Below are 23540 nucleotides of genomic sequence, written 5' to 3' on the forward strand. Positions count from 1 at the left end.
CCTCAGAGGCCGCCGATCGGCCGGCCGTCCGGGCGGTCGTCCCGGACGCGAGTCGCTTCACGGCTGCGCTCCGCGGCGGCGCTGCCACGGGGCGTGTGCGTAGCGGGACAGTAGCGAAGCCGGTTCGCTGAGCGGAAGGCTTCGTCCAGAATCCGGTCACGGGCCGGTACGGACTGCCGGCGTTCGTCCCGATACGTACGCCCACCTGCGGGGCCGGGTGCTCAGCGGCGCCCACGCCGCCCGGCACCGCGTCACCGCATCCGGGTCGCCCACTCCTGCACCTTGGCGATCCGCTGCCGCAGCTGCCCGGCCGTCGCCTCCGCGCTCGGCGGGCCGCCGCACACCCGGCGCAGCTCGGTGTGGATCACGCCGTGCGGCTTGCCGCTCTGGTGCACGTAGGCGCCGACCATCGTGTTGAGCTGCTTGCGCAGCTCCATCATCTCCTTGTGGGAGACCACCGGCCGCCGCTCGGCGGGCAGTTCGAGCAGGTCGGCCTCGGAGTCCGGCTTCTTGCGGCTGTGCGCGATCTGCCGTGCCTGCCGCTTCTGCAGCAGCATCTGCACCTGCTCCGGCTCGAGCAGGCCGGGGATGCCGAGGTAGTCCTGCTCCTCCTCGCTGCCGGGGTGGGCCTGCATGCCGAACTCGGCGCCGTCGTAGAGGACCCGGTCGAAGACGGCGTCGGACTCCAGCGCCTCGAAGGGCAGCATGTCCTGCTCGCCGGTGTCCTCGTCCTGCTCCTTGTTCGCCTCCTCCATCTCCTTCTCGGACTCGGCGTACGGGTCCTCCTCACCCTCCTTCTTCGGCTTGTCGAGGGCGTGGTCCCGCTCGACCTCCATCTCGTTGGCGAAGGTGAGCAGGTCGGGCACGGTCGGCAGGAAGACGGAGGCGGTCTCGCCGCGGCGCCGGGACCGCACGAAGCGGCCGACGGCCTGCGCGAAGAACAGCGGGGTGGAGATCGTGGTGGCGTAGACGCCGACGGCGAGCCGCGGCACGTCGACGCCCTCGGACACCATGCGGACGGCGACCATCCAGCGGTCGTCGCCGTGGCTGAAGTCGTCGATCCGCCGCGAGGCGCCCGTGTCGTCGGACAGCACCAGGGTGGCCGCGCTGCCGGTGATCTCACGGATCAGCTTGGCGTAGGCGCGGGCCTGCTCCTGGTCGGAGGCGATCACCAGGGCACCGGCGTCCGGGATGGCCTTGCGGACCTCGGTCAGCCGCTGGTCGGCGGCGCGCAGCACGGACGGCATCCACTCGCCGCGCGGGTCGAGCGCGGTGCGCCAGGCCTGGCTGACCGCGTCCTTCGTCATGGGCTCGCCGAGCCGGGCCGCGATCTCGTCGCCCGCCTTGGTGCGCCAGCGCATGTTGCCGCTGTAGGAGAGGAAGATGACGGGGCGCACGACACCGTCGGAGAGCGCGGAGCCGTAGCCGTAGGTGTAGTCCGCGGCGGACCGCCGGATCCCGTCCAGCCCCTCCTCGTACGTGACGAAGGGGATGGGGTTGGTGTCGGAGCGGAACGGCGTGCCGGTCAGCGCCAGGCGCCGGGTGGCGGGCTCGAAGGCCTCCAGGCATGCCTCGCCCCAGGACTTGGAGTCGCCGGCGTGGTGGATCTCGTCGAGGATGACAAGGGTCTTGCGCTGCTCGCTGCGGTTGCGGTGCAGCATGGGGCGCACGCCGACACCGGCGTACGTGACGGCGACGCCGTCGTAGTCCTTGCCGAGCGGGCCGGCGCTGTACTCGGGATCGAGCTTGATCCCGATGCGCGCGGCGGCCTCGGCCCACTGCTTCTTCAGGTGCTCGGTCGGCGCGACCACGGTCACCTGCTGCACGACGTGGTGGTGCAGCAGCCAGGAGGCGAGGGTGAGGGCGAAGGTCGTCTTGCCGGCGCCGGGCGTGGCGACGGCGAGGAAGTCGCGCGGCTGCTCCTGGATGTACTTGTCCATCGCGCCCTGCTGCCAGGCGCGCAGCTTGCTGGCGGTGCCCCAGGGGGCGCGGCCCGGGAAGGCGGGCGACAGGTGGTGGGAACTGGAGCTGGCGGCGGTGGTAGTCACGGTCTCCGGAGGATCACGAGATCGACGTCGGGCTGGCTGTGTATGACAACCGGGCCACCCTACCGGTGCGTCCGCCCCTCTCCCGGCCCGACGCCGCGGCTCCGCCGCGGGTGCGACACGCGTCACAGATCATCGACGGCGGCCCCGGCTCGGGACGGTTCGCGCAGCCGCGTCGTCACCCAGGCGCCCGCCAGCGCCACCGCGGCCATGGGCAGGAACACCGCGGCGAACGCGGCCGGATGGGCGCCGGAGCCGGCGCCGGAGCCGCCCGTGCCGGTCACCGTGCCGCCGCCGAGGCCCGCGAAGGCGGCGCCGCCGGCCGCGAGGAGCAGGACGTTGGACAGGGCGTCGGAGATCTGCAGGGCGGCCGAGTTGGCGCCGGCCTCCTCCGGGGCGGACAGGCGCAGCAGGAGCACGCTGGTGGAGGCGATCACCAGGCCCATGCCGAAGCAGCCGAAGCCCCAGGCGACGGCGACCGTCCACACCGGGACGGCGGGCAGCAGCACCGAGGGCGCGGTGGCGACGGCGGCGGCCACCAGGAGCATGCCCAGGGTCATCAGGCGTTCCCGGTGCGGCGCCAGGCGCGGCCTGGCCTGCACCCACGACCCCAGCGCCCAGGTCGCCCCGCCCGCGGCGAGGGAGAACCCGGCCAGGGTCGGGCTCAGCCCCCGCTGGGTGACGAGCATCAGCGGCACGAAGGACTCGGCGGCGATGAAGGAGCCGGCGGCGACCCCGCGCAGCAGCACCACCGACGGCAGACCGCGCGCCGCCCGCCAGGTGCCGTGCGGCAGCAGGCCGAGCACCGCGGGCACCAGCAGTGCGACCCCGGCCGCGCCGGGGAGCAGGGACGCCCACCGCAGGTCCTGCGCCGCGTACTGGAGCAGTCCGGCGCCGAACGAGACGGCGAGGGCGAGCCGGATGCGGCGCCGCCCGGCGGACGTCCGCTCCGGGGGCGCGTCCCGCCCCGCCGCGTCGGCGCGGAGCGTCCCGGCGGCCTCGGCCGCGTCCCGCCCGGCCGCCTCCGTCGGCTCCGCCGCGTCCCCCGTCCCCACCGCGCCCTTCGCCTCCGCCGCGGCGGGTCCGGACGCGGAGGAGGCAGTCGCGGCAGGTCCGGACGCACGGCGCCGGATCTGCGGCAGGGCGAGGGCGAGCGGGAACACCACCAGCACGGGGATGCCCAGGAACACCCAGCGCCAGCCGAGGTGTTCGGTCACCGCCCCCGCCGCGAGCGGCCCGACCACCGAGGGGACGACCCAGCTCGCCGCGAACGCGGCCATCAGGGAGGGCCGCAGCCGCTCCGGGTAGGCCCGGCCGACGACGACGTACAGGGCGACGATCACCAGCCCGCCGCCGAGCCCCTGCACGGCCCGCCCGGCGATGAACACCCACATCGCGCCCGCCGTCCCGGCCAGCACCAGGCCGCCCGCGAAGGCGCCGATCCCCGCGGTCAGCGCCCCCAGCGGGCCGCGCCGGTCCGACCACTGGCCGGCGAGCACCATGCCGAACAGGCTCGTCGTGAAGAACCCGGAGAACGCGAACGCGTACTGGGAGACCCCGTGCAGGTCCCGCGCCGCGACCGGCATGGCGGTGCCGACGGCGGTCGCCTCGAAGGCGATCAGGAAGACGACGGAGACGATGCCGACGCTGAGCGCCCGGTGGGACCGGCCCAGCACGGTGTCGGGCCGGTCGGCACCGGCTCCGGCGAGGGCGGGGCCGGCCGCCTCGGCGACGGCGGCGTCGCGTGGTTCCAGGGCGCTCATGACCGCCAGCGTAAGGTCCACGGGCCGCAGTGGCACCTGTCGGGAGACGGGCGCGCACCGGGACCTTGGTCCTACGACCGCCCGCACCGCCTCCCTCCCGGGGGAGCCCCGCCGAAGCCCCTCCCCGCCCATTCATGAACGGCGTGTGGCAGTCGCGTTGCACCCGCGGTGCCGCCCTTGAGCCCCTCTCCGCGCCCCACCTAGGCTCGGTTCACCGGGTCGGCACGGCACCGTCCGCCGCCACCCGCCCGGCCGTGTGCCCGAGTGGTTCAGGGGCTCGCCTGCAAAGCGAGTTACGCGGGTTCGAATCCCGCCACGGCCTCCAAGGGCCTGACCAGGCAAAACAAAAGAGCGGCACCCTCGGAGGGTGCCGCCCATAGGCTCGTCCGTCTCACTTACCGTCTCAGTTGCCACCCCAGCTCAGCAGGATTGGAGCCAGTTGAGTGACGAGGCTCAGGCCCTGACGAGTGGGGCCCTTGGCGCCAGTTACGCACGAACGTGCCAGTCACCTATCGTCTGCGTCGCTCGATCGCCGCGCTCACTACGGTGAGCGCGGCCCGGCGAGAGGACACTGTGCACGGCCCGACCCGAATGCCCAGGGTGGCCCCGAGAGCGACGCGCCCGACCCTACTTCCCCGGCGGTTGAGTGATGACGATCCGCCAGATCACTGACTTGGCCGCCGACAGCTTCCAATCCAGCTCGTGGACGTTGGCGTGCGGTATCCGTGCAGTGAACACGCCGTTCCCGTCGCCGCACTGAGACCCGGCGAGCGTCTTTGCCTCTGAGGTGATGTTGAACCTGGAGGGGCCGGCGCATGTCCACATCACCGTGACGGACGAGGCTTTCCCCGCTGACGCGGGAAGGGTGACGGCACGTGCGCCGTGACCCGACCCCGTGTACAGCGTCTTCGACCCGACGGGGATTGCAGACTGGACAGGATTGGGAAGCCGGTCCGGACTCGTCGGCGTCTCCGCCGGAGAGGGGGTCGCGCTGGCACCGGTCGTCGCACTGTGGCTGTCGGTGGCCTTGGGTTGCTCGCCACTGGAACAGGCCGACACAAGCACCAGGGCCGACAGGCCGACGGCCAGCAGGGAAAGCTTCATCAGATCGTCCTCAACTCATGAGTGGGCGATGTAGGGCGAGAGCGCCGGGAGCTTGGCGGTCCCGTGGTTGGAGACGATCCACTTGCAGCCACCGTTCGTGGAACCGCGTTCCGACCTCTCGACGGGCATGGCTGCTCGTCAGGGCGACCGTCTCCGTATCCGTCTCATTCGTCAGCGCCCAGCGGACGAGCACAGATCACGCCCTGGCCAGCGGAGACAAACCCGCAAAGCAGGGTTACGCGGGTTCGAATCCCGCCACGGCCTCCGGGCCGGGCGTCCGCCGTCTGCTGTGATGGAGCAGCCACAGGGTGAGGACGAGGGTCGAGACGTCCGCCGTCAGGGGGCGGAGGACGGCCTCGGTCTCGTGCCAGTTCCAGATCGTGCCCGTGGTGCCGTCGAGCAGGGCGGTGGTGCCGCCGGCCAGGCGGCCGAGGCGGACGAGGCGGTCGGCGCCGCAGGGGGCGTCGGCGGGGAGCCGGGCCCCGGGCGACTCGTCCGCACGGTACTCGGCGACGGTGGGCAGGGGTGCCTCGGTGTCCAGCCGCAGCAGGACGCCGTCCTCCGGCAGGCCCGTGTCGCGCAGGAAGCGGCGGGTCGGCTCGTGGGTGAGCGCCGCGGGGAAGTCGATGTCCTCGAAGCGGGCCACGCGCCCGGGCCCGAACTCCCGGAAGAGCGCCCGGGTCGGCAGCTCCAGGGCCAGGCCGTCCCGGCCGGCGCGGACGGCGAACCCACCCTGGCCGCCCGCCAGTTCGCGGGCCGTCGCCACGAAGCGGACCAGGGGCTCCAGGCAGGGCGCGAGCGGGCGCACGTCCACCAGGCAGGAGGTGGGCGCACGGCCGTCCCCCGGACCGGGCGCCGGGGGCCGCCTGCGGGGCGGGGCGGGCGCGGTGCCCGCCGCGGGGCGCGGGCCGCGGCGGGCCGGAACGGTCCCGGCCGGGACGGTCGCCGTGGCGGCGGTGCTCGTCGACGTCATTGTCCCCCCGCGCATGAGAATGATGGGTCCTGGGCAGGGCGTCCACGGCCGGTCCGCGATCGGGACGGCGGCCGTGCTCCCCCACTGCCTCGAAGACTACGCCGCACCACTGACAGCGCCCCCGGGTTCCAGGACGCCGTGCGCGCCGGACGCGTTCCCTCGCACCGGCCCGGAATCCCGTGCGTCGGGTACGGCCCGCGGCCCGCCCGGACGGCCCGCTGCCCGCGACCCGCCGTCGGGGGGCGGCCGCCGCGTCAGGTGAAGCAGACGCCGCCCAGCACCACCGCGAGGGCGGCCACGACGAAGACCAGGACCCACGCCAGCAGCTTGCCGACGCTGGGCGGCGGCTCGTAGCGCGTCTCCCCGGGCGGCGTGTCCTGCTCGCTCACGGTGCGGTCACCACCGCGGCCTGGGGCCTGATCGGGAGCCGGTTGACGGGGCGTCCGGTGGCGGCCCGCACCGCGGAGGCGATCGCCGCGGGCGAGGTCACCACCGGCACCGCGCTGACCGCCTTGGCGCCGAAGGGCGCGACGACGTCCCGCTCCTCGACGAGCTTGACGATCCGGATGTCCGGCGCGTCCAGGGCGGTCGGCAGGGCGTACCCGGTGAGGTCGGGGTGACGGACCAGTCCGCGCGGGGTGCGCAGGTTCTCGGTCAGCGCGATGCCGACGCCCTGGGTGACGCCCGCCTCGATCCGGGCGGCCAGCTGCGCCGGGTTGAGGATCCGGCCGACGTCCTGGGCGAGGGCCAGCTCGACGACCCGGACCGAGCCCAGCTCGACGTCGACGTCGACGACCGCGCGGATCGCGCAGAACGCGAGCCCGACGAAGGCGTCGCCCTGACCGGACTCGTCCAGCGGCTCCGTGGGATGGGGGCGGCACTGGGCGGTGGCCCACAGCTCCTTTCCGTCCATCGCCTCCGTCACCGTCGTGGACAGGACGCCGTCGTACGAGGTGATCCGGCCGTCGTTGATCTGGAGCAGCTCGGTGGACATGCCGAACTTGTGGGCCAGCGGCTGCAGGACCTGGGTGCGGACCATCTTCGCCGCGCGTTCCACCGCACCGCCCGACACCCAGGTGTGGCGGCCGCGGCAGCCCGCTCCCGCCGGGGGCTGGTCGGTGTCGACGGGGGCCACGTGCACCTCGTCGATGCCCAGCGTCTCCTGGACGATCTGGCGGGCCAGCGTGGTGAAGCCCTGGCCGCTCTCGACCGCCGCGCACAGCACGGTCGCCACGCCGTCGTGGACCTTCACGGTCGCCGTGGAGACCTCGTCCGCGCCCTCGGCGCCGAGCATGTGCACCATGCCGACGGCGTAGCCGACACCGCGGCGCACCGCGTCCGGCTCACCGGCGCCCTCGGGTCCGCCGGGCAGCAGCCAGTCGTCCTCGGGGGCGTCCTTGGGCAGCGGCGGCAGCGCGTGGTCCCGTACGGCCTGGAGGAGTTCGGCGACCGGGGCCGGGCAGGTCACCGTCTGGCCCGTGGGCAGGACGTCGCCGGTGGCCAGTACGTTGCGCAGGCGCAGTTCCGCCGGGTCGATCCCGAGGTTCCTGGCCAGCTTGTCCATCTGCGCCTCGTGGGCGGCGCAGACCTGCATGACGCCCTCGCCGCGGACGTGCCCGGAGGGCGGGTTGTTGGTGCGCACGGCCCAGCCCTCGATGAAGGCGTTCGGGACGACGTACGGGCCGCAGGCGAAGGCGACGGCGGCGGCCAGCACCTCGGCGGAGGTGTCGGCGTAGGCGCCGGCGTCCAGCAGGACCTGCGCCTCGACCTTGACCAGCCGGCCCTCGGCGTCGGCGTGGTGCCGGTAGCGCAGCAGGGTCGGGTGCCGGTGCGCGTGCCCGAGGAAGGACTCCTCGCGGGTCGCGGTGAGCTTCACCGGGCAGCCGGTCCGCAGGGCGAGCAGGCCGAGCGGGATCTGGAAGCCGCGGTCCTCGCGGTCGGCGGTGGCGCCGGGCACCCCGGTGACGACGACCTTCACGCGCTCGGGTTCGAGGCCGTAGCAGGCGGCGAGGGTGTCGCGGTCGGCGTGCGGGTCGGTCGACGCCAGGTACAGCTCGACCCCGCCGTCGGGGCGGGGCACGGCGAGGCCGGCCTCGGCGCCGATGGGGGCCGGGTCCTGGCGGCCGATGCGGTACAGGCCCTCGACGACGACGTCGCCGGCCGCCTCGGGGTCGCCGTGGTGGAGCGGGATGTGCCGGATCAGGTTGCCGTCGGGGTGCAGCGGCTCGGCCTCGAAGGCCTGCTCCGGGTCGGTGACCGGGTCGAGCACCTCGTACTCGACGATGACGGCGGCCGCGGCCATCCGCGCGGTGTCGGGGTGGTCGGCGGCGACGGCGGCGATGGGCTCGCCGTGGTGGCGCACGACCTCGGAGGCGAAGACCGGCCGGTCGGCGGTGCCGCGGCCGTGCACCGGGGTGCCGGGGACGTCCTCGTGGGTGATCACGGCGCGGACGCCGGGCATCTCACGCGCGTGGGTGGTGTCGATGGACAGGATGCGCGCGTGGGGGTGCGGGGAGCGCAGCACGGCCGCCCACAGCAGGCCCTCGGCCCACAGGTCGGCCGCGTACGGGAAGGTGCCCTCGGTCTTGGCGCGGGCGTCGGCGGCCGGCAGGGACACGCCGAGGCCGTGCGGCGGCGCGTCGGGGTCCCGGGCGGGCTCCGTCGTGGCGGTGACGGCGTCGCTGCTCACGCCTGGCCTCCGTCCTGGCCGTAGCCGTCCTGGCCGTAGGGGTCGTGCGGTCCCGGGGTGTCGAAGGCCGAGGGGTGCACGCCGCCGGCGCCCGGTCCCGCCTGGTGCGGGATGCGCGGCTCGTCGGCGTCCGCGCCGGGCTTCTCGGCGCCGCCCCCGCCGCGTTCGGCGGCGACCTCCCGGACGGCGCGCAGGACCCCGCTGTAGCCCGAGCAGCGGCACAGGTTGCCGCAGAGGGCCTGGCGGGCCTCCAGGTCCGTCGGGTCCGGGTTGCCCTCCAGCAGGTCGTGCACGGTCATCGCCATGCCGGGCACGCAGAAGCCGCACTGCACGGCGCCGCACCGGGCGAGGGCGCGCTGCACGTCCGAGGGCTCCCCGTCGGCGGCGAGGCCCTCGACGGTGCGGACCTCGCTGCCGGCCGCGGTGACCGCGGGCACCAGGCAGGAGGCGACGAGCCGTCCGTCGACCTGGACGTTGCAGGCACCGCACTCGCCCTGCGAGCAGCCGTCCTTGGCGCCGGCCAGGCCGAGCCGCTCGCGCAGCACGTAGAGCAGGGACTCGCCGATCCAGGCGTCGCTGACGGGCCGGTCCGCGCCGTTGACGCTGAGCGTGTACGAGGCGAGGGGGTGCTCCTCGGGCGGGAGGGCGCCGGTGGCGGCCCCGTCCGGGGCGGGCTCGGTCTCGTCCGGCTCCGGGGAGCCGGCCTCGGGGGCGGCGCCGTCGGCGGGCGCGTCCGGGTCCTCCCGGGGGCCCTCGGCGGCCGCGTGGTCCGTCCGGTCGTCCGGGGCTCCGGGGGCCGTGACGGGCCCGTGGGCGTCCTGCGGCCCGGGGCCGGGCCGTCCGGCCGGGCCGGCCTCCGCGGGCGTCCCGGCGGGGCCCTCGGAGGCCGCGGGGGTCCCGTCGTCGCCGTCGGCGGTCCCGGCGTCGCGGGCGGCGGGGTTCCCGTCGGCCGCGTCGGGGTGCTCGTGGCCGTACGGGTGCCCGGCGCCGTCGGTGTGCTCGGCGGGCTCCCCGTGCGCGGGCCCGTGCGGGCCGCCGTACGCGCCGTGTTCGGCGTGGTCGCCGTGTTCGGCGTGGTCGGCGTACCCGTCGGGGGCCGCTCCGTCCGGGGCGTCGTAGGCGCCGTGCTCCGCGAAATCGCCGTAGGCGCCGTGTCCGTGGGGGTCGTGCGTGCCGTGGGCGTCCGGGGCCGCGGGGTTCCCGTGCCCGGCGGGTCCGGCGCCCCCGTCGGCCCAGGGCGCGCCCGCGCCCTCGGTCGCCCAGGGGGCCGCGGCGCCGCCGGGAAGCGTGGCCGGGGGTGTGCCGCCCCACTGCTGGACCAGGGAGGACGTGGTGAACTCGCCCGATTCGTCCGGAAGGTCGCCGCCGGCGACCGGGATGGACCACTGCCCGGTGACGTCGTGTCCGGCCGCGGGGTCCGGGTCCTCCTGCCGCTGCGGCGGCTCCTCGACGCGCCACTGCTGCGTGGCCCCGGGACGGTGGGCGAACCGGTCGCCGGCGCCCGGGCCCCGCGGCAGCGCGTTCGGGTCGGGCCACTGGGCGCCCTCGGCCGGCACGGCCCACGAGCCGGTGCCCGACGGGTCGGTGGCGGCGGCCGGGGCCTGCGTCACCGCTATCTGCGGCGGCACGTAGCCGTGGCCGGGCGCGGCGAGCGGGCTGTCGGCCGCGAGCAGGGCGTCGATGCCGCCCTCGGGAAGCTTCACGAAGGCGGTGGCGCCGTCGTCGTAGTCGCCCTGCGGCAGCGGGTCCCAGCGGCCGCCGCTCTGGGGCGTGCCCTCCGTGTGCGGGTCGTCGGTCACGACAGCGCCCTCCCCAGTGCTCGTCGGGACAGCGCGGCGACGGTGCGCCGCAGGTGCAGTACGGCGGGCGGCAACTGCTGCACGGAGCCGTCCTCGGCCGGCACCGGGTCGGGGATGCAGGCCGCGGCGACGTACTCGCCGAAGGCGTCGAGCGCCTCGGGGACGATCGCGCGGCCGTTGTCCCAGTCGATGAGCTGGGCGACCCAGTGCTCGGCGTCCAGCGGCCGCAGCGGCATCGGCGCTATGGCGCCGACGGCGCACCGCACTCCGCGCCGGGCGGGGTCGAGGACCACCGCCACCGAGGCGACCGCGCGGCCCGGCCCGGTGCGGCCGGTCGCCTTGAGGAAGACCTGGGGGGCGTGCAGCAGCGGGACGCGGACGTAGCCGATGAGTTCACCCGGGCCGAGCATCTCCACCCCGGCCAGCAGGTGCGACACCGGGACGTCCCGGCGTGCGCCGCCCGCGCCCGCGATGACCAGCGTCGCCTCCAGCGCGGCCAGCACCGGCAGCGCGTCCCCGGTGGGGGCGGCCGAGGCGACGTTGCCGCCCAGGGTTCCGGCGTTGCGGATGTGCGGCGGGCCGGCCGCGCGGGCGGCGGCGGCGAGCGCCGGGATCAGCGCGGCGAAGTCGGGGCGCCCCATGCGGGCGTGGGTGAGGCCCGCGCCGAGCAGCGCGTGGCCGTCCTGGTACTGCCAGCCGCGGATCTCGCTGATCCGGCCGAGGCCGACCAGCGCGGTGGGCCTGAGCTGCCCTGAGTTGACGGCGGACATGAGGTCGGTGCCGCCCGCCACGGGGACGGCGGCGGGCAGGGCGGTGAGCGCCGCCACGGCCTCGTCCAGCGTCGTGGGCAGCGTGACGGCCTGCGCCGCCTGCGGTGCGTGCGTGGTCAAACCGGCTGCCCCTTCCCGCTGCCCCACTGGTCCCTCCTGTGCTGCCGTACGGTACGTGCTGACAGGGCGGACGTGGCAACTCTGGCACATCTTCGCAGGGCCCGGACGCGGGGGTCCGCCAGGAGCGGTTCACCCACCACATCGGGGGCATCACCCGTTTTGCCATGTCATCACCGGTGCGGGCGAATTCCCCCGCTTCGCTGACTGTGTGGCTTGTTTCCGCTGTGTGTTCGAGGCGTTCACCCGGCGGGGTGCGGGCCGTCGAGCGGGCGGCCGAGGATCCCGGGCCGCCGCTGCCAGGGGTGCGGGCCGCCGGGCGGGCGGTAGCCGACACGCAGGGCGTCGAGGCAGGCGTAGTGCGCGTCCATCCGCTGCCCGAAGGCGGCGAAGTCCCGCTCCGCCGGGGCCTGCAGGGCGCTCCACACGACCTCGGCGAACGCGGCGAGCCGAGACCTGGTAGTCGAGGCGCCCGGCGTCCTCCAGCGCCCCGGTCCACACGTTGGCCTGGGCGCCGAGCACGTGACGGTCCTGTTCGGGGTCCAGATCCGGTGGAACCGGCTCGAACCGGTAGACGTCCTCCCGGGTGCGCACGTACCCGATCGGCACGGGCTCGTCGGGTCCCGCCGCCTGGCGGTGGTCCAAGTAGACCTGCTGCTCGGGGCACATGACGACGTCGTGACCGGCGCGTGCGGCGGCGATCCCGCCGGCGCGGCCGCGCCGGGAGGAGACGGCGGCCCCCGGCGGCAGCCCGCCCTGGAGGATCTCGTCCCAGCCGATGAGCCGGCGTCCGCGCGCGGCCGGCCAGCCGCCGAAGTGCGCGGTGAACCACGCCTGGAGAGCGTCCTCGTCGGCGAGCCCGAGTTCCTTCCTGCGGGTCTGCGCGGCGGGCGAGTCGCGCCATTCGCCGCGGGGGCACTCGTCCCCGCCGAGGTGCACGAACTCCGAGAACCCGGCGGCGTCCGCCGGGAAAAGTTCGAGCACCTCCTCCAGGACGCCCTCGAAGAAGCGCAGTACGCCCTCGGTGGGGGCGAGGACGCGCGGGGAGACGCCCCAGTCGTCCCAGACCTGCGGCGGGACGGCGTCGGGCACGTCGGTGTTGCCGAGTTCCGGGTACGCGGCGATCGCGGCCTGCGCGTGGCCGGGCAGACCGATCTCGGGCACCACGGTGATGTGCCGTTCGGCGGCGTAGGCGACGATCTCGCGGATGTCGTCCTGGGTGTGGTGACCACCGTGCGGCTTCTGCGTCCACAGTGGGGAGGCCCGGTGTCCGCAACGGGTGCGCGCCCGCCAGGAACCGGTCGCGGTCAGCTCCGGGTACCGCCGGATCTCGATGCGCCGGCCCTGGTCGTCGGTCAGGTGGAGGTGGAGGACGTTGAGCTTGTGGGCGGCCATCAGGTCGAGGTGGCGCAGGACGCCGTCCTTGGGCAGGAAGTGCCGGGCGACGTCGAGGAGGAGCCCGCGCCGGCGCAGCCGGGGCGCGTCCTCGACGGCGAGGGCGTCGAGGGCGTGCCCGGCGCGTCCGCGCACCGGGGCGCGGCGGAAGGGGTCGGAGCCGAGCAGCCGGCGCAGGGTCTGGGCGCCCCGGAAGACGCCGGCCGCGCCGCCGCCGAGGATCTCGACACCGCGGCCCGCGGCGGCGGTGAGCCGGTACGCCTCCGGCTCCAGGGACGCGTCCAGGCGCAGGCGTACGGCACCGGGGGCGTCCTCGGGCCCGGGCGGGAGGGGCAGGCCGAGGGCCGCGCCGAGCGTGGTGCGCAGCCAGCGTTCGGAGGTGCCGGTGCCGGGTGCGGCCCACAGGACGGTGTCGTGGTCGAGCACGACCCGGCCGGGGCCGGGGTCCCGCACCGTGCGCGGCGCCGGAATCACCTGCATCACACGTCTCCCCCTCACCGCTCGGCCGGGTCCGGGGGCCGGGCGCGCCGCCCTCGGCGGACCCGGCGCCCGGGCCGAAACGCGTGCACAGGATTCACGTCGGCCACAGCTCCTCCCCATCGCCGCGCGTCGCACCCCGCGCAACGGGGGTTTCGGTCGGCACAACACGTCCGAGGCTAGGGAGCGGCCGACGGTGCCGACAAGACCTCTCCCCCGCTGCGGGGCCGTCCCGGGTACGCCAGAGGCCCCCGCGGCGCGCAGCACGCGCCGCGGGGGCCCCGCGGGTCATCCCGTCACCGGTCCGCGCCGAGCGGCGGACCGGTCACTTCTTCTTGTCGTCGCCGCCCTCGCCGCCGCTGCTCATGGATTCGTAGATCTCCTTGCACAGCGGGCACACGGGGTACTTCTTCGGGTCGCGACCGGGCACCCAGACCTTGCCGCACAGCGCCACGACGGGCGTGCCGTCGAGCGCGCTCGCCATGATCTTGTCCTTCTGGACGTAGTGGGCGAAGCGCTCGTGGTCGCCGTCGCCGTGGGACACCTGCGGCGTCGGCTCTACGAGTGTCCCCGTACCAGTCCCGCGCTCGGGCTCGAGAGTGCTCATACGGCAAGGGTACTGAAGCTCACACGCATCAGTTGAGCGACGGGTCGTCCGGATACGTGGCGACCATGGCCAGCTCGTTGCGCTGGCGCCGCAGCACCTCGCGCCACAGCCGCTCGGGCGCGGGCGAGGAGACGTCGCCGGGCTCGGACTCCACCACGTACCACGCGCCCTCCACCAGCTCGTCCTCCAGCTGGCCCGGGCCCCAGCCGGCGTATCCGGCGAAGATCCGCAGGGAGCCGAGGGCGGAGGCGAGCAGCTCCGGCGGCGCCTCCAGGTCGACCAGTCCGATCGCGCCGTGCACCCGGCGCCAGCCGAGCGGGGCGGCCACGCTTCCGTTCCCGCCGGGGATGACGGCGACGCCGAGCGCGGAGTCCAGCGACACCGGGCCGCCCTGGAAGACCACCCCGGGCTCCCCGGCGAGGTCCGCCCAGCCCTCCAGGATGTCGCCCACGTCCACCGGGGTGGGGCGGTTGAGGACGACACCGAGGGAACCCTCCTCGTCGTGGTCGAGGAGGAGCACCACCGCACGGTCGAAGTTCGGGTCCGCCAGGGCGGGGGTCGCCACGAGCAGCCGCCCTGTGAGCGAGGACACCTCGGTCATGCCAGACATGATCCCGCATCCTGCCCCGGCATGGGGAGGCAACGCGGACAAGGGAGTGAAGCAGGACACCGTCCGGTGCTGCGCCCCTGCCAGGGCGCCGTACGGGAGGGGCCGCCGGCGGCGCGGGAGTCCCCGTGCGCCCCGTCCGGCCCGGTGACCGCACGTGCCCGGCGGGGAACGGTTCGTGTTGTGACAGGACCCTGACCCGGCTGGGCCGTCGGCGGGCTTACGGAAGGGGGGCGCACGGCGATTACTCTGTCCCTCCGGCCCCTTGGCCAACCGGCCGGCCGGACCCTGCCCACCTCATCGGAACGCGAGATACATGACCGTCAACGACGATGTCCTGCTTGTCCATGGCGGAACCCCGCTCGAGGGCGAGATCCGTGTCCGCGGTGCGAAGAACCTCGTACCGAAGGCCATGGTCGCCGCTCTGCTGGGCAGTGAGCCAAGCCGGCTGCGCAACGTTCCGGACATCCGTGACGTGCGCGTGGTGCGCGGTCTGCTGCAACTGCACGGCGTGACGGTCCGTCCGGGTGACGAGCCGGGCGAGCTGGTGCTGGACCCGACCCACGTGGAGAGCGCGAACGTCGCTGACATCGATGCCCACGCGGGCTCGTCGCGCATCCCGATCCTGTTCTGCGGTCCGCTGCTGCACCGGCTCGGCCACGCCTTCATCCCGGGCCTGGGCGGCTGCGACATCGGCGGCCGCCCCATCGACTTCCACTTCGACGTGCTGCGGCAGTTCGGCGCCACGATCGAGAAGCGGGCGGACGGGCAGTACCTGGAGGCGCCGCAGCGGCTGCGCGGCACCAAGATCCGGCTGCCGTACCCGTCGGTGGGCGCCACCGAGCAGGTGCTGCTGACGGCCGTGCTGGCCGAGGGCGTCACCGAGCTGTCCAACGCGGCCGTCGAGCCCGAGATCGAGGACCTCATCTGCGTGCTGCAGAAGATGGGCGCGATCATCGCGATGGACACCGACCGCACGATCCGCATCACCGGTGTGGACAAGCTCGGCGGCTACAACCACCGCGCCCTCGCCGACCGGCTGGAGGCCGCGTCGTGGGCGTCCGCGGCGCTCGCCACCGAGGGCAACATCTACGTCCACGGCGCCCAGCAGCGCTCGATGATGACGTTCCTCAACACCTACCGGAAGGTGGGCGGCGCCTTCGAGATCGACGACGAGGGCATCCGCTTCTGGCACCCCGGCGGGCAGCTGAAGTCCATCGCGCTGGAGACGGACGTGCACCCCGGCTTCCAGACCGACTGGCAGCAGCCGCTGGTGGTGGCACTCACCCAGGCCACGGGTCTGTCCATCATCCACGAGACGGTGTACGAGTCCCGGCTGGGCTTCACCTCCGCGCTGAACCAGATGGGCGCCCACATCCAGCTCTACCGCGAGTGCCTGGGCAGTTCCGCCTGCCGCTTCGGCCAGCGCAACTTCCTGCACTCCGCGGTGGTCTCCGGACCGACCCGGCTGCAGGGCGCCGACCTGGTCATCCCGGACCTGCGCGGCGGCTTCTCCTACCTCATCGCGGCCCTGGCGGCGCAGGGCACGTCCCGCGTGCACGGCATCGAGCTGATCAACCGCGGCTACGAGAACTTCATGGAGAAGCTCATGGAGCTGGGCGCGAAGGTCGAGCTGCCGGGCAAGGCGCTCGGCTGACCGCCGCACCGCCCGTGCGCACGACGAAGGGGCGGCCACCCCTCTCGGGTGGCCGCCCCTGCTGCGTCAGTGCGCCCTGCGCTGCCCCGCGCGCCGTCCCTGGCGGGCGGGCGGCGGCAAGGTCACTTGCCCTTGGCGGCTTCCTTGAGCTTGCTGCCCGCGGAGACCTTCACGCTGTAGCCGGCCGGAATCTGGATCGGCTCGCCGGTCTGCGGGTTGCGCGCGGTGCGAGCGGCACGGTGGGTGCGCTCGAAGGTGAGGAAGCCGGGGATGGTGACCTTCTCGTCCCCCTTGGAGACGACATCGCCGACGACGTCGGCGAACGCGGCCAGCACGGCGTCGGCGTCCTTGCGGGTCACCTCGGCACGGTCGGCCAGCGCGGCCACCAGCTCACTGCGGTTCATGTTGTTACTCCCGTGTTCTTCTTGCCGTTGAGGCGTGAGATCGAAGCCGATGCTGCCAGGGTCCTCGGTGAGTCCCCGGACCCGGGTCCGTCCCTCAGGCCCTCGCGCCCGTGGGGGTGCCCCCTGGACGTGGTCCTTGGATGAGCATCCTGCCCCTACCTGCGGCGGGAAAGCCAATCCGGCACCCGGAGGAGTCGTGAGAACACCCTTGGGAGTCACACGAAGAGGGTCTTGCGCCTGGCCGTCACCATAGAGGGCGCGCGGGCGGCGCGCGTTCCGCGACGCGCCGGGCGGCGGCCGTGGCCCTCCTCACAGACGGCACACGGTCCCCCGCCCGGCGGCGGTGCGCCGATCAGGCGCCGGCGACCGCGCCCGCCGCCTTCGCGGCCTCGCGCACCGCGCCGGCGACCGCGCCCGCGACCTTGTCGTTGAAGACGCTCGGGACGATGTAGTTCGGGTTCAGCTCGTCCTCGGTGACCACGTCGGCCAGGGCCTGGGCCGCGGCCAGCATCATCTCGGTGTTGACGGTGCGGGACTGGGCGTCCAGCAGGCCGCGGAAGACACCCGGGAAGACCAGCACGTTGTTGATCTGGTTGGGGAAGTCGGAGCGGCCGGTGGCCACCACCGCGGCGGTCTGGCGGGCGATCGCCGGGTCGACCTCCGGGTCCGGGTTCGCGAGCGCGAACACGATGGCGTCGTCGGCCATGGCGGCCACGTCCTCGCCGTCGAGGACGTTCGGCGCGGAGACGCCGATGAAGACGTCGGCGCCGCGCACGGCCTCCCTGAGCGTGCCGGTGAGGTTCTCCGGGTTGGTGTTGTCCGCGATCCAGCGCAGCGCCGACCCGGGGGCCGCGTCGACCAGGTCGGCCCGGCCGGCGTGCACGACGCCGTGGATGTCGGCGACGACGGCGTTCTTCACGCCGGCGGCCAGCAGCAGCTTGAGGATGGCGGTACCGGCGGCGCCGGCGCCGGACATCACCACGCGCACGTTCTCCACGGCCTTGCCGACCACGCGCAGGGCGTTGGTCAGCGCGGCCAGGACGACGATGGCGGTGCCGTGCTGGTCGTCGTGGAAGACCGGGATGTCCAGGGCCTCGCGCAGCCGCGCCTCGATCTCGAAGCAGCGGGGGGCGGAGATGTCCTCCAGGTTGATGCCGGCGAAGCCGGGGGCGATCGCCTTGACGATCTCGACGATCGCGTCGGTGTCCTGGGTGTCCAGGCAGATCGGCCAGGCGTCGATGCCCGCGAAGCGCTTGAAGAGGGCGGCCTTGCCCTCCATGACGGGCAGGGCCGCCTTGGGCCCGATGTTGCCCAGGCCCAGCACGGCGGAACCGTCCGTCACGACCGCAACGGAGTTCCGCTTGATGGTCAGGCGGCGGGCGTCCTCGGGGTTCTCCGCGATGGCCATGCAGACCCGGGCCACGCCGGGCGTGTAGACCATGGAGAGGTCGTCGCGGTTGCGGATGGGGTGCTTGGACGCCATCTCGATCTTGCCGCCGAGGTGCATGAGGAACGTACGGTCGGAGACCTTGCCGAGCGTGACGCCCTCGATGCCGCGCAGCTCCTCGACGATCTCCTCGGCGTGCTTCGTGGAGGTGGCCGCGATGGTGACGTCGATGCGGAGCTTCTCGTGGCCGGACGCGGTGACGTCGAGGCCGGTGACCGAGCCTCCGGAGGACTCCACGGCGTTGGTGAGCTGCGAGACGGCCGTTCCGCTCGCGGGCACCTCCAGCCGGATGGTCATCGAGTAGGAGACGCTGGGCGCCGTTGCCATGGCCGACTTCCTCTGCTTTCACCGTGTCGCGTGTTGTGCCGTCCGATCGTCGCACCTACCGCTGAGTACGCGGTAGTCGCCCCGGATTGCGGACGTTGTGTTCATGGAGGGCGAGGCTTTTCGGAAATTTGTTTCCACCATACGAGAAGCGGGAGGCCGGTGGAAGGGGTACGGGCGGGGAGCCGGGCATGCGAAGAGGCCCACGCCATCGGATGACGTGGGCCTCTTCGGAGGTCAGTGGCACCGACCCGCCATGCTCGCCTCGCGGCAAGTGGTCGCTCGTGGCGACGAAGGTTGGGCCCGGGGGCTTGGATCGAGCCGGTGCCACGACAAGGCTAACAAACGGATGCCGCGGGGCCATTCCCCCGTCGGGGACTTCGTCGGCCCGTCCCCCGGACGGCCCCGCGGCGCCCGTCAGTCCCGGAGCAGGTCGGGCACTCCGGCCGCGTCCGGCTCGTCCCGCCCGCCCGAGACGACGGTGAGCTGCCGGGTGGCCCGGGTCAGCGCGACGTAGAGCACCCGCAGACCGGCCGGCGACTCGTCCGCGATCTCCGCGGGCGAGACGACCACCGTGGCGTCGTACTCCAGGCCCTTCGCCTCCAGGCTGCCGAGCGCCACCACCCGGTCGCCGAGCCCGGCCAGCCAGCGCCGGGCCTCCTCGCGCCGGTTCATGGCGACCACCACGCCGACCGTGCCGTCGACCTGCTCCAGCAGTGAGGCCGCCTCCGCCCGCACGGTCTCCGCCAGGCCGTCGCCCACCACGGCGAACCGCGGCCGCACCCCGGTGGAGCGCACGGCCGACGGCGCCTGGGCGCCCGGCATGGCCAGTGCGAGCACCTTCGAGGCCAGCTCGGCGATCTCGGCCGGGTTGCGGTAGTTCACCGTGAGCTGGAAGCGGCGGCGGGGGCGGGTGCCGAGCGCCTCGTCGCGGGCCTCGGCGGCCTCGTCGGGGTCGGACCAGGAGGACTGCGCCGGGTCGCCGACGACCGTCCAGGTGGCGTGCCGGCCGCGGCGGCCGACCATGCGCCACTGCATCGGCGTGAGGTCCTGCGACTCGTCGACGATCACGTGCGCGTACTCGGTGCGCTCCTGCGCCAGCCGCTCGGCCCGCTCCCGCTGCGACTCCTCGCGCACCGGCATCAGCTCCTCCAGGCCGGTGAGCTGGTCGAGCGGGTCCAGCTCGCGCTTGCGGCGGGGCCGGGCCGGACTGCCGAGGATCGCCTGGAGCTCGTCGAGCATCGCGATGTCGTGCACGGAGTGGCCCTCACGGCGCAGCGAGCGGGCCACCCGGCGGACCTCGCCCGGGTTGAGGATCCGGCGGGCCCAGCGGCCCAGCCGCCGCTCGTCGGCCATCACCGCGAGCACGTCCGGCGCGGTCAGCTCCGGCCACCAGGCGTCGAGGAAGCCGAGGAAGGCGTCCTCGTCGGACACGTCCTCGTCGAAGGAGGAGCGCAGCTCCGCGGCGAGCTCCGGGTCGGTGTGGCGGGCGGCGGCTCCGGAGCGCTCCCACAGCGCGTCCAGGAGCAGCTTGCGGGCGCGCGGGCGCAGCAGGTTCACCGGGGCGGTGCCGCCCAGTGCGGAGCGGCGCACCTCGGCCAGCTCGGCGGCCTCGAGCTCCAGGCGGCGGCCGAAGGCCACGACCCGCAGGCGGTCCGGGGCGTCCTGCCGTTCGAGGGCGCCGCGGGCGGCCCTGCGCAGCACCTTGAGCATCCGGGAGGAGCCCTTGGCGCGGGCCGTCGACGGGGAGTCGTACAGCGTGGCCTCGGCGCCGTCGACGAGCGAGCCGATGGCCCGGATGGCGACCTGCCCCTCCTCGCCGAGCGAGGGCAGCACGCCCTCGGTGTAGGCGACCAGCAGCGGGGTCGGCGAGACGATCAGGATGCCGCCGGCGTACCGGCGCCGGTCCTGGTAGAGCAGGTAGGCCGCCCGGTGCAGGGCGACGGCGGTCTTGCCGGTGCCGGGGCCGCCCTCGACCTGGGTCACGGAGGCGGCGGGGGCCCGGATCACCAGGTCCTGCTCGGCCTGGATGGAGGCGACGATGTCGCGCATGGTGTGGCCGCGCGCCTGGCCGAGCGCGGCCATCAGGGCACCGTCGCCGATCACCGGCAGTTCGCGCCCGTCGAGGGAGGCGCGCAGCTCGGGGCGCATCAGGTCGTCCTCGACGCCGAGGACCCGGCGGCCCTTGGAGCGGATGACGCGGCGGCGCACGACCCGGCCGGGGGCGACCGGGGTGGAGCGGTAGAACGGGGCGGCCGCCGGGGCCCGCCAGTCGATGACCAGCGGGGCGTAGTCGGCGTCGAGGACGCCGATGCGGCCGATGTGCAGGGTCTCGGCGATGTCGGCGGTGCGGTCGGGGCGCACGGCTCCCTCGGCGGGCTCGACCGCGGTGTAGGCGCCGTCCGGGCCCTTCTTGCCGTCCCTGCCGAGCAGCAGGTCGATGCGGCCGAAGAGGAAGTCCTCGAACTCGTTGTTCAGGCGGTTGAGGTGGACGCCCGCCCGGAAGACCTGCGCGTCGCGCTCGGCCAGCGCGCCGGGGGTGCCGACGTGGCCGCGCTGGGCCGCGTCGTGCATGAGGAACTCGGCCTCGTGGATCTTCTCCTCGAGGCGGCGGTACACCCGGTCCAGGTGTTCCTGTTCCACGCTGATCTCTCGGTCGCGCACGGAGTCGTGCGCCGTGTCCGGAACCGAGTCGACCGCGGATTTCTGTTGTGCCTGAGCGGCCACCGAGCCCCCTTCTGACGTGCTGGGCAGCCGTCAACCGTACGCGAAAGGGCCCCCGTCAGGCTACGGACCTGCCCGGCCGGGTCGCGCCGAGCCGTCCGGGCACGCCGCTGCGGCCCGGCGGAGGTGCTCCGGCCGGGCCGCGCCGTGCTGCTACGCGTGGACCTCGACCAGCCGCTTGCCGTCGAAGGTCATGACCTCGAAGTGGTCGATCTGGTTGGGTGCGAAGGCGGCGCCGCCGTGGACGTAGAGCGGGTTCTTCGCCTCCTCCGACTTGGCGCCGGGGACGCCGTAGCCCCAGTTCGGGACCGCCCAGGAGGTGACCGTCTCGCGCTCGCCGTTCTTGCCGACGGCGATCAGGGAGCACTTCTTCGGGCCCGTGACGTTCTTCAGCTGGAGCACCGCGTGGGTGCCCCAGTCCCGCTTCTCCAGGGCGACGGTCGCGGTGACGTGCGTGGCCGGGTCCGTGGCCGTGCGCTTGTCGCTCATCGTCTGGAAGGCGGTCTGCGCGGGGCCCATCGCCATCGGGTCGCCGGTGGCGTGGTCGGAGCCGCCGGTCGCCGCCAGCACCGTCAGCGGGCCGCCGATGATCAGCGCGGCCGCGGCCGCCACGAGGTAGAAGCCGCGCCGGCGCTTGCGGGCGCGACGCTCGGACACCTCGTCGACGAGCTTCTCGGCCAGCCGCGGGCTGGGCCGGGCCGACAGGGACTCCCCGATGGCGGGCGTGCCGGAGCCCGGGAGGTCCGCGAGCGCGGCCAGCATCGGCTCCATACCGGCGAGTTCGTCGAGCTGCTGGGCGCACCATTCGCAGCCGGCGAGGTGCGTCTCGAAGGCGGTCGCCTCGGCGTCGTCCAGGATCCCGAGGGCGTAGGCGCCGACGGTCTCGTGCTCGTTCGGGGCCGGTGATCCCTGCATGGGGCCTGACATACCCGAACCACCCGTTCCGAACCCCCCGTACCCGCTCATCACGCCGTCACCCCCCGCTCCTCCAGAGCCAGCTTCATCGAACGCAGGGCGTAGAACACCCGGGAGCGGACGGTGCCGCTGGGTATGCCCAGCGTCTCGGCCGCCTCGTTGACGGTACGCCCCTTGAAGTACGTCTCGACGAGGACCTCCCGGTGGGCCGGGGTCAGGTCGTCGAGCGCGTCGGAAAGCGTCATCAGCCACAGCGCCTTGTCGATCTCGTCCTCCGCGGGGATGACCTCCAGCGGCGACGGATCGACCTCCTGAGGCCGGGCCTGCCGGCTGCGGTGGCCGTCGATGACGATGCGCCGGGCGACCGTCACCAGCCAGGGGCGTACCGAACCGGTCGCTCGATTGAGCTGGCCGGCGTTCTTCCAGGCACGGATGAGCGTCTCCTGCACCACGTCCTCGGCGCGCTGCCGGTCACCGGCGACCAGGCGCAGGACATACGCGAGCAGAGGTCCGGCGTGCTCGCGATACAGGGCACGCATCAGCTCCTCGTCAGGTTCCGAGGGCTGGGACATGCGATGTCGGGCCCTCGATCCACGTTCATTGGCCACGACGGAATCCTTGCGCACGCCCACCTCCGGTGTCCGGGGGTTCCCCCAGTCGGTCTCGCACCGACGGGTACGGACGAGGGGTGCGGCGCGTTCAAACCCGGGCGGCAGTTTTCTCGGGAACGACGTGACGAGCGGGACATGGAGCCACATTCCTCCCGCGCGATCTTTACATTTACGACACAAAGGATGGGCGGATTCCGCTCCGGCCCCAACCGCAGCCCCGCACAGGGGTGTTGCGGAAATCACGCGGACGTCCCCAGCGCAGAAGCCGCGTTCGGGACATCCCGCCGACCGGGCCCGGCCCCCAGGCGCGGCGCCCGGGTCGGGCGGATTCCGCGAAACCCCCGATCGCGTCCACGGCCTCGCTCTCGGATCCGACCGGCGCCACGCGCCGGTCCGCCGCGGATCGCGGGACAGCCCTCAGGCGCGGGCGAGGGCCGCCCTGCGGCGATGCCGGGCCACGCGCTCGCGGTTGCCGCAGAGCTCGCTCGAACACCAGCGGCGCCTGCGGCCGCGGGAGGTGTCGAGGTAGACGATCGGGCAGTTGTCGCCCGCGCACTGGCGCAGCGCCGCCCGGGCGACGGGGTCGGTGAGCAGCTCGACCGCGTCCCGTGCGACGGCCGCGAGCAGCGCCGCGCACTCCGGCGGGCCGTCCGGCGCCCGCAGCAGCAGCCCGTCCTCGCACCGCACCGCGCGGGGTGCGGGCGGCGCGGTGCGGGCGAGGTCGTTGACGCCGGCGAGCGCCAGGTCGTCGGCGGCCGTGGGTCCCGCCTCGCGGAGCCGGCCGCCGGAGGGCAGCCCGGCCAGGACCAACCGGCGCACGTGCCCGCGCAGTTCGCGGAACGCGGCCGGCCAGGAGGCGTCGAGGTGGCCGAGCGGGGTGCCCGGGGGGACCAGGCCGGTGCCGGTGATCCAGGCCCGCAGCGGCGGGACGGAGCCGAGCTGTTCGGCGGGGTGGGTGGTGGAGAGGAGATCCAGGCAGATCCGCCCCGCGTCGAAGCGCAGTTCGTACGGGGTCGTCGCCGTGCCCAGTGCCATGTGCCTGTCACCGCCTAGGGTCGCCCCGGTCAGCGGGGTCGGTGGGGTGCTCGTCAGGGCTGCGGAACCGTTCACTC

At 74.2% G+C, this 23540-nt stretch carries 17 protein-coding genes, 1 tRNA gene and 1 pseudogene; 2 read left to right on the forward strand and 17 right to left on the reverse strand.

Translation table 11 applies throughout. The annotated features are described in order from the left end of the window. Positions 1 to 251 precede the first annotated feature (251 nt). Complete coding sequence (locus tag P3H78_RS03760) at positions 252 to 2048, reverse strand: DEAD/DEAH box helicase (protein WP_276107267.1); 1797 nt, start codon at positions 2046 to 2048, stop codon at positions 252 to 254. 122 nt (positions 2049 to 2170) lie between these two features. Then, complete coding sequence (locus P3H78_RS03765; protein WP_276107268.1) at positions 2171 to 3808, reverse strand: MFS transporter; 1638 nt, start codon at positions 3806 to 3808, stop codon at positions 2171 to 2173. Positions 3809 to 4058: 250 nt separating this feature from the next. Here P3H78_RS03765 and P3H78_RS03770 point away from each other — a divergent pair. Beyond that, positions 4059 to 4133 (forward strand) — tRNA-Cys (locus P3H78_RS03770). A 302-nt stretch (positions 4134 to 4435) separates the two neighbouring features. Here the strand turns inward: P3H78_RS03770 and P3H78_RS03775 are convergent. The 9 genes and pseudogenes from P3H78_RS03775 to P3H78_RS03815 form a co-directional block, all read right to left on the reverse strand. Beyond that, complete coding sequence (locus P3H78_RS03775) at positions 4436 to 4912, reverse strand: hypothetical protein (protein WP_276107270.1); 477 nt, start codon at positions 4910 to 4912, stop codon at positions 4436 to 4438. A gap of 235 nt (positions 4913 to 5147) precedes the next feature. Then, positions 5148 to 5885 carry an SUKH-4 family immunity protein gene (locus tag P3H78_RS03780; protein ID WP_276107271.1) on the reverse strand — a complete coding sequence of 246 codons (738 nt, stop codon included), beginning with the start codon at positions 5883 to 5885 and terminating at the stop codon, positions 5148 to 5150. A 254-nt stretch (positions 5886 to 6139) separates the two neighbouring features. Continuing rightward, positions 6140 to 6274 (reverse strand): hypothetical protein, encoded by a 135-nt coding sequence (locus P3H78_RS03785; protein ID WP_276107272.1) that lies wholly within the window; start codon positions 6272 to 6274, stop codon positions 6140 to 6142. Further along, the gene (locus tag P3H78_RS03790; RefSeq protein WP_276107273.1) at positions 6271 to 8574 is read right to left on the reverse strand and encodes a xanthine dehydrogenase family protein molybdopterin-binding subunit; all 2304 of its coding nucleotides are present in this window, start codon (positions 8572 to 8574) and stop codon (positions 6271 to 6273) included. The genes P3H78_RS03785 and P3H78_RS03790 overlap by 4 nt, the downstream gene beginning before the upstream one ends. Continuing rightward, entirely contained in the window at positions 8571 to 10373 is a 1803-nt protein-coding gene (locus tag P3H78_RS03795; protein WP_276107274.1) for a 2Fe-2S iron-sulfur cluster-binding protein, read from the reverse strand. The genes P3H78_RS03790 and P3H78_RS03795 overlap by 4 nt, the downstream gene beginning before the upstream one ends. Then, positions 10370 to 11263 carry an FAD binding domain-containing protein gene (locus P3H78_RS03800; protein ID WP_276107275.1) on the reverse strand — a complete coding sequence of 298 codons (894 nt, stop codon included), beginning with the start codon at positions 11261 to 11263 and terminating at the stop codon, positions 10370 to 10372. Before P3H78_RS03800 ends, P3H78_RS03795 begins: the two co-directional genes overlap by 4 nt. 239 nt (positions 11264 to 11502) lie before the next feature. Beyond that, a pseudogene (locus P3H78_RS03805) lies at positions 11503 to 13135 on the reverse strand (beta-N-acetylhexosaminidase). A 322-nt stretch (positions 13136 to 13457) separates the two neighbouring features. Next, complete coding sequence (locus tag P3H78_RS03810) at positions 13458 to 13739, reverse strand: DUF3039 domain-containing protein (protein WP_276107276.1); 282 nt, start codon at positions 13737 to 13739, stop codon at positions 13458 to 13460. Between the two features lie 28 nt (positions 13740 to 13767). Then, positions 13768 to 14340 carry a YqgE/AlgH family protein gene (locus P3H78_RS03815; RefSeq protein ID WP_276107277.1) on the reverse strand — a complete coding sequence of 191 codons (573 nt, stop codon included), beginning with the start codon at positions 14338 to 14340 and terminating at the stop codon, positions 13768 to 13770. A gap of 322 nt (positions 14341 to 14662) precedes the next feature. On the opposite strand from P3H78_RS03815, the gene murA reads away from it, so the two are divergent. Next, positions 14663 to 16003, forward strand: a complete 1341-nt coding sequence (gene murA / locus P3H78_RS03820; protein ID WP_276107278.1) for a UDP-N-acetylglucosamine 1-carboxyvinyltransferase — start codon at positions 14663 to 14665, stop codon at positions 16001 to 16003. A 122-nt stretch (positions 16004 to 16125) separates the two neighbouring features. Here murA and P3H78_RS03825 read toward each other — a convergent pair whose 3' ends face one another. The 6 genes from P3H78_RS03825 to P3H78_RS03850 form a co-directional block, all read right to left on the reverse strand. Next, positions 16126 to 16407, reverse strand: coding sequence for an HU family DNA-binding protein (locus P3H78_RS03825; RefSeq protein ID WP_276107279.1), 282 nt, complete (start codon positions 16405 to 16407; stop codon positions 16126 to 16128). 352 nt (positions 16408 to 16759) lie between these two features. Continuing rightward, on the reverse strand, positions 16760 to 18181 hold the full coding sequence (locus P3H78_RS03830; RefSeq protein WP_276107280.1) for an NAD-dependent malic enzyme: 1422 nt from the start codon (positions 18179 to 18181) through the stop codon (positions 16760 to 16762). 414 nt (positions 18182 to 18595) lie between these two features. Continuing rightward, the gene (locus P3H78_RS03835; protein ID WP_276107281.1) at positions 18596 to 20905 is read right to left on the reverse strand and encodes a HelD family protein; all 2310 of its coding nucleotides are present in this window, start codon (positions 20903 to 20905) and stop codon (positions 18596 to 18598) included. Positions 20906 to 21055: 150 nt separating this feature from the next. Continuing rightward, positions 21056 to 21868 carry an anti-sigma factor family protein gene (locus P3H78_RS03840; RefSeq protein WP_438827896.1) on the reverse strand — a complete coding sequence of 271 codons (813 nt, stop codon included), beginning with the start codon at positions 21866 to 21868 and terminating at the stop codon, positions 21056 to 21058. Further along, a complete protein-coding gene (locus P3H78_RS03845; RefSeq protein ID WP_010039908.1) occupies positions 21868 to 22389 on the reverse strand; it encodes a sigma-70 family RNA polymerase sigma factor in 522 nt (173 codons plus the stop codon). Before P3H78_RS03845 ends, P3H78_RS03840 begins: the two co-directional genes overlap by 1 nt. Positions 22390 to 22845: 456 nt before the next feature. Continuing rightward, a complete protein-coding gene (locus P3H78_RS03850) occupies positions 22846 to 23463 on the reverse strand; it encodes a CGNR zinc finger domain-containing protein (RefSeq protein WP_276107284.1) in 618 nt (205 codons plus the stop codon). Between the last annotated feature and the right edge of the window lie 77 nt (positions 23464 to 23540).

Source organism: Streptomyces tropicalis, from assembly GCF_029269835.1.
GTDB classification, from domain to species: domain Bacteria; phylum Actinomycetota; class Actinomycetes; order Streptomycetales; family Streptomycetaceae; genus Streptomyces; species Streptomyces tropicalis.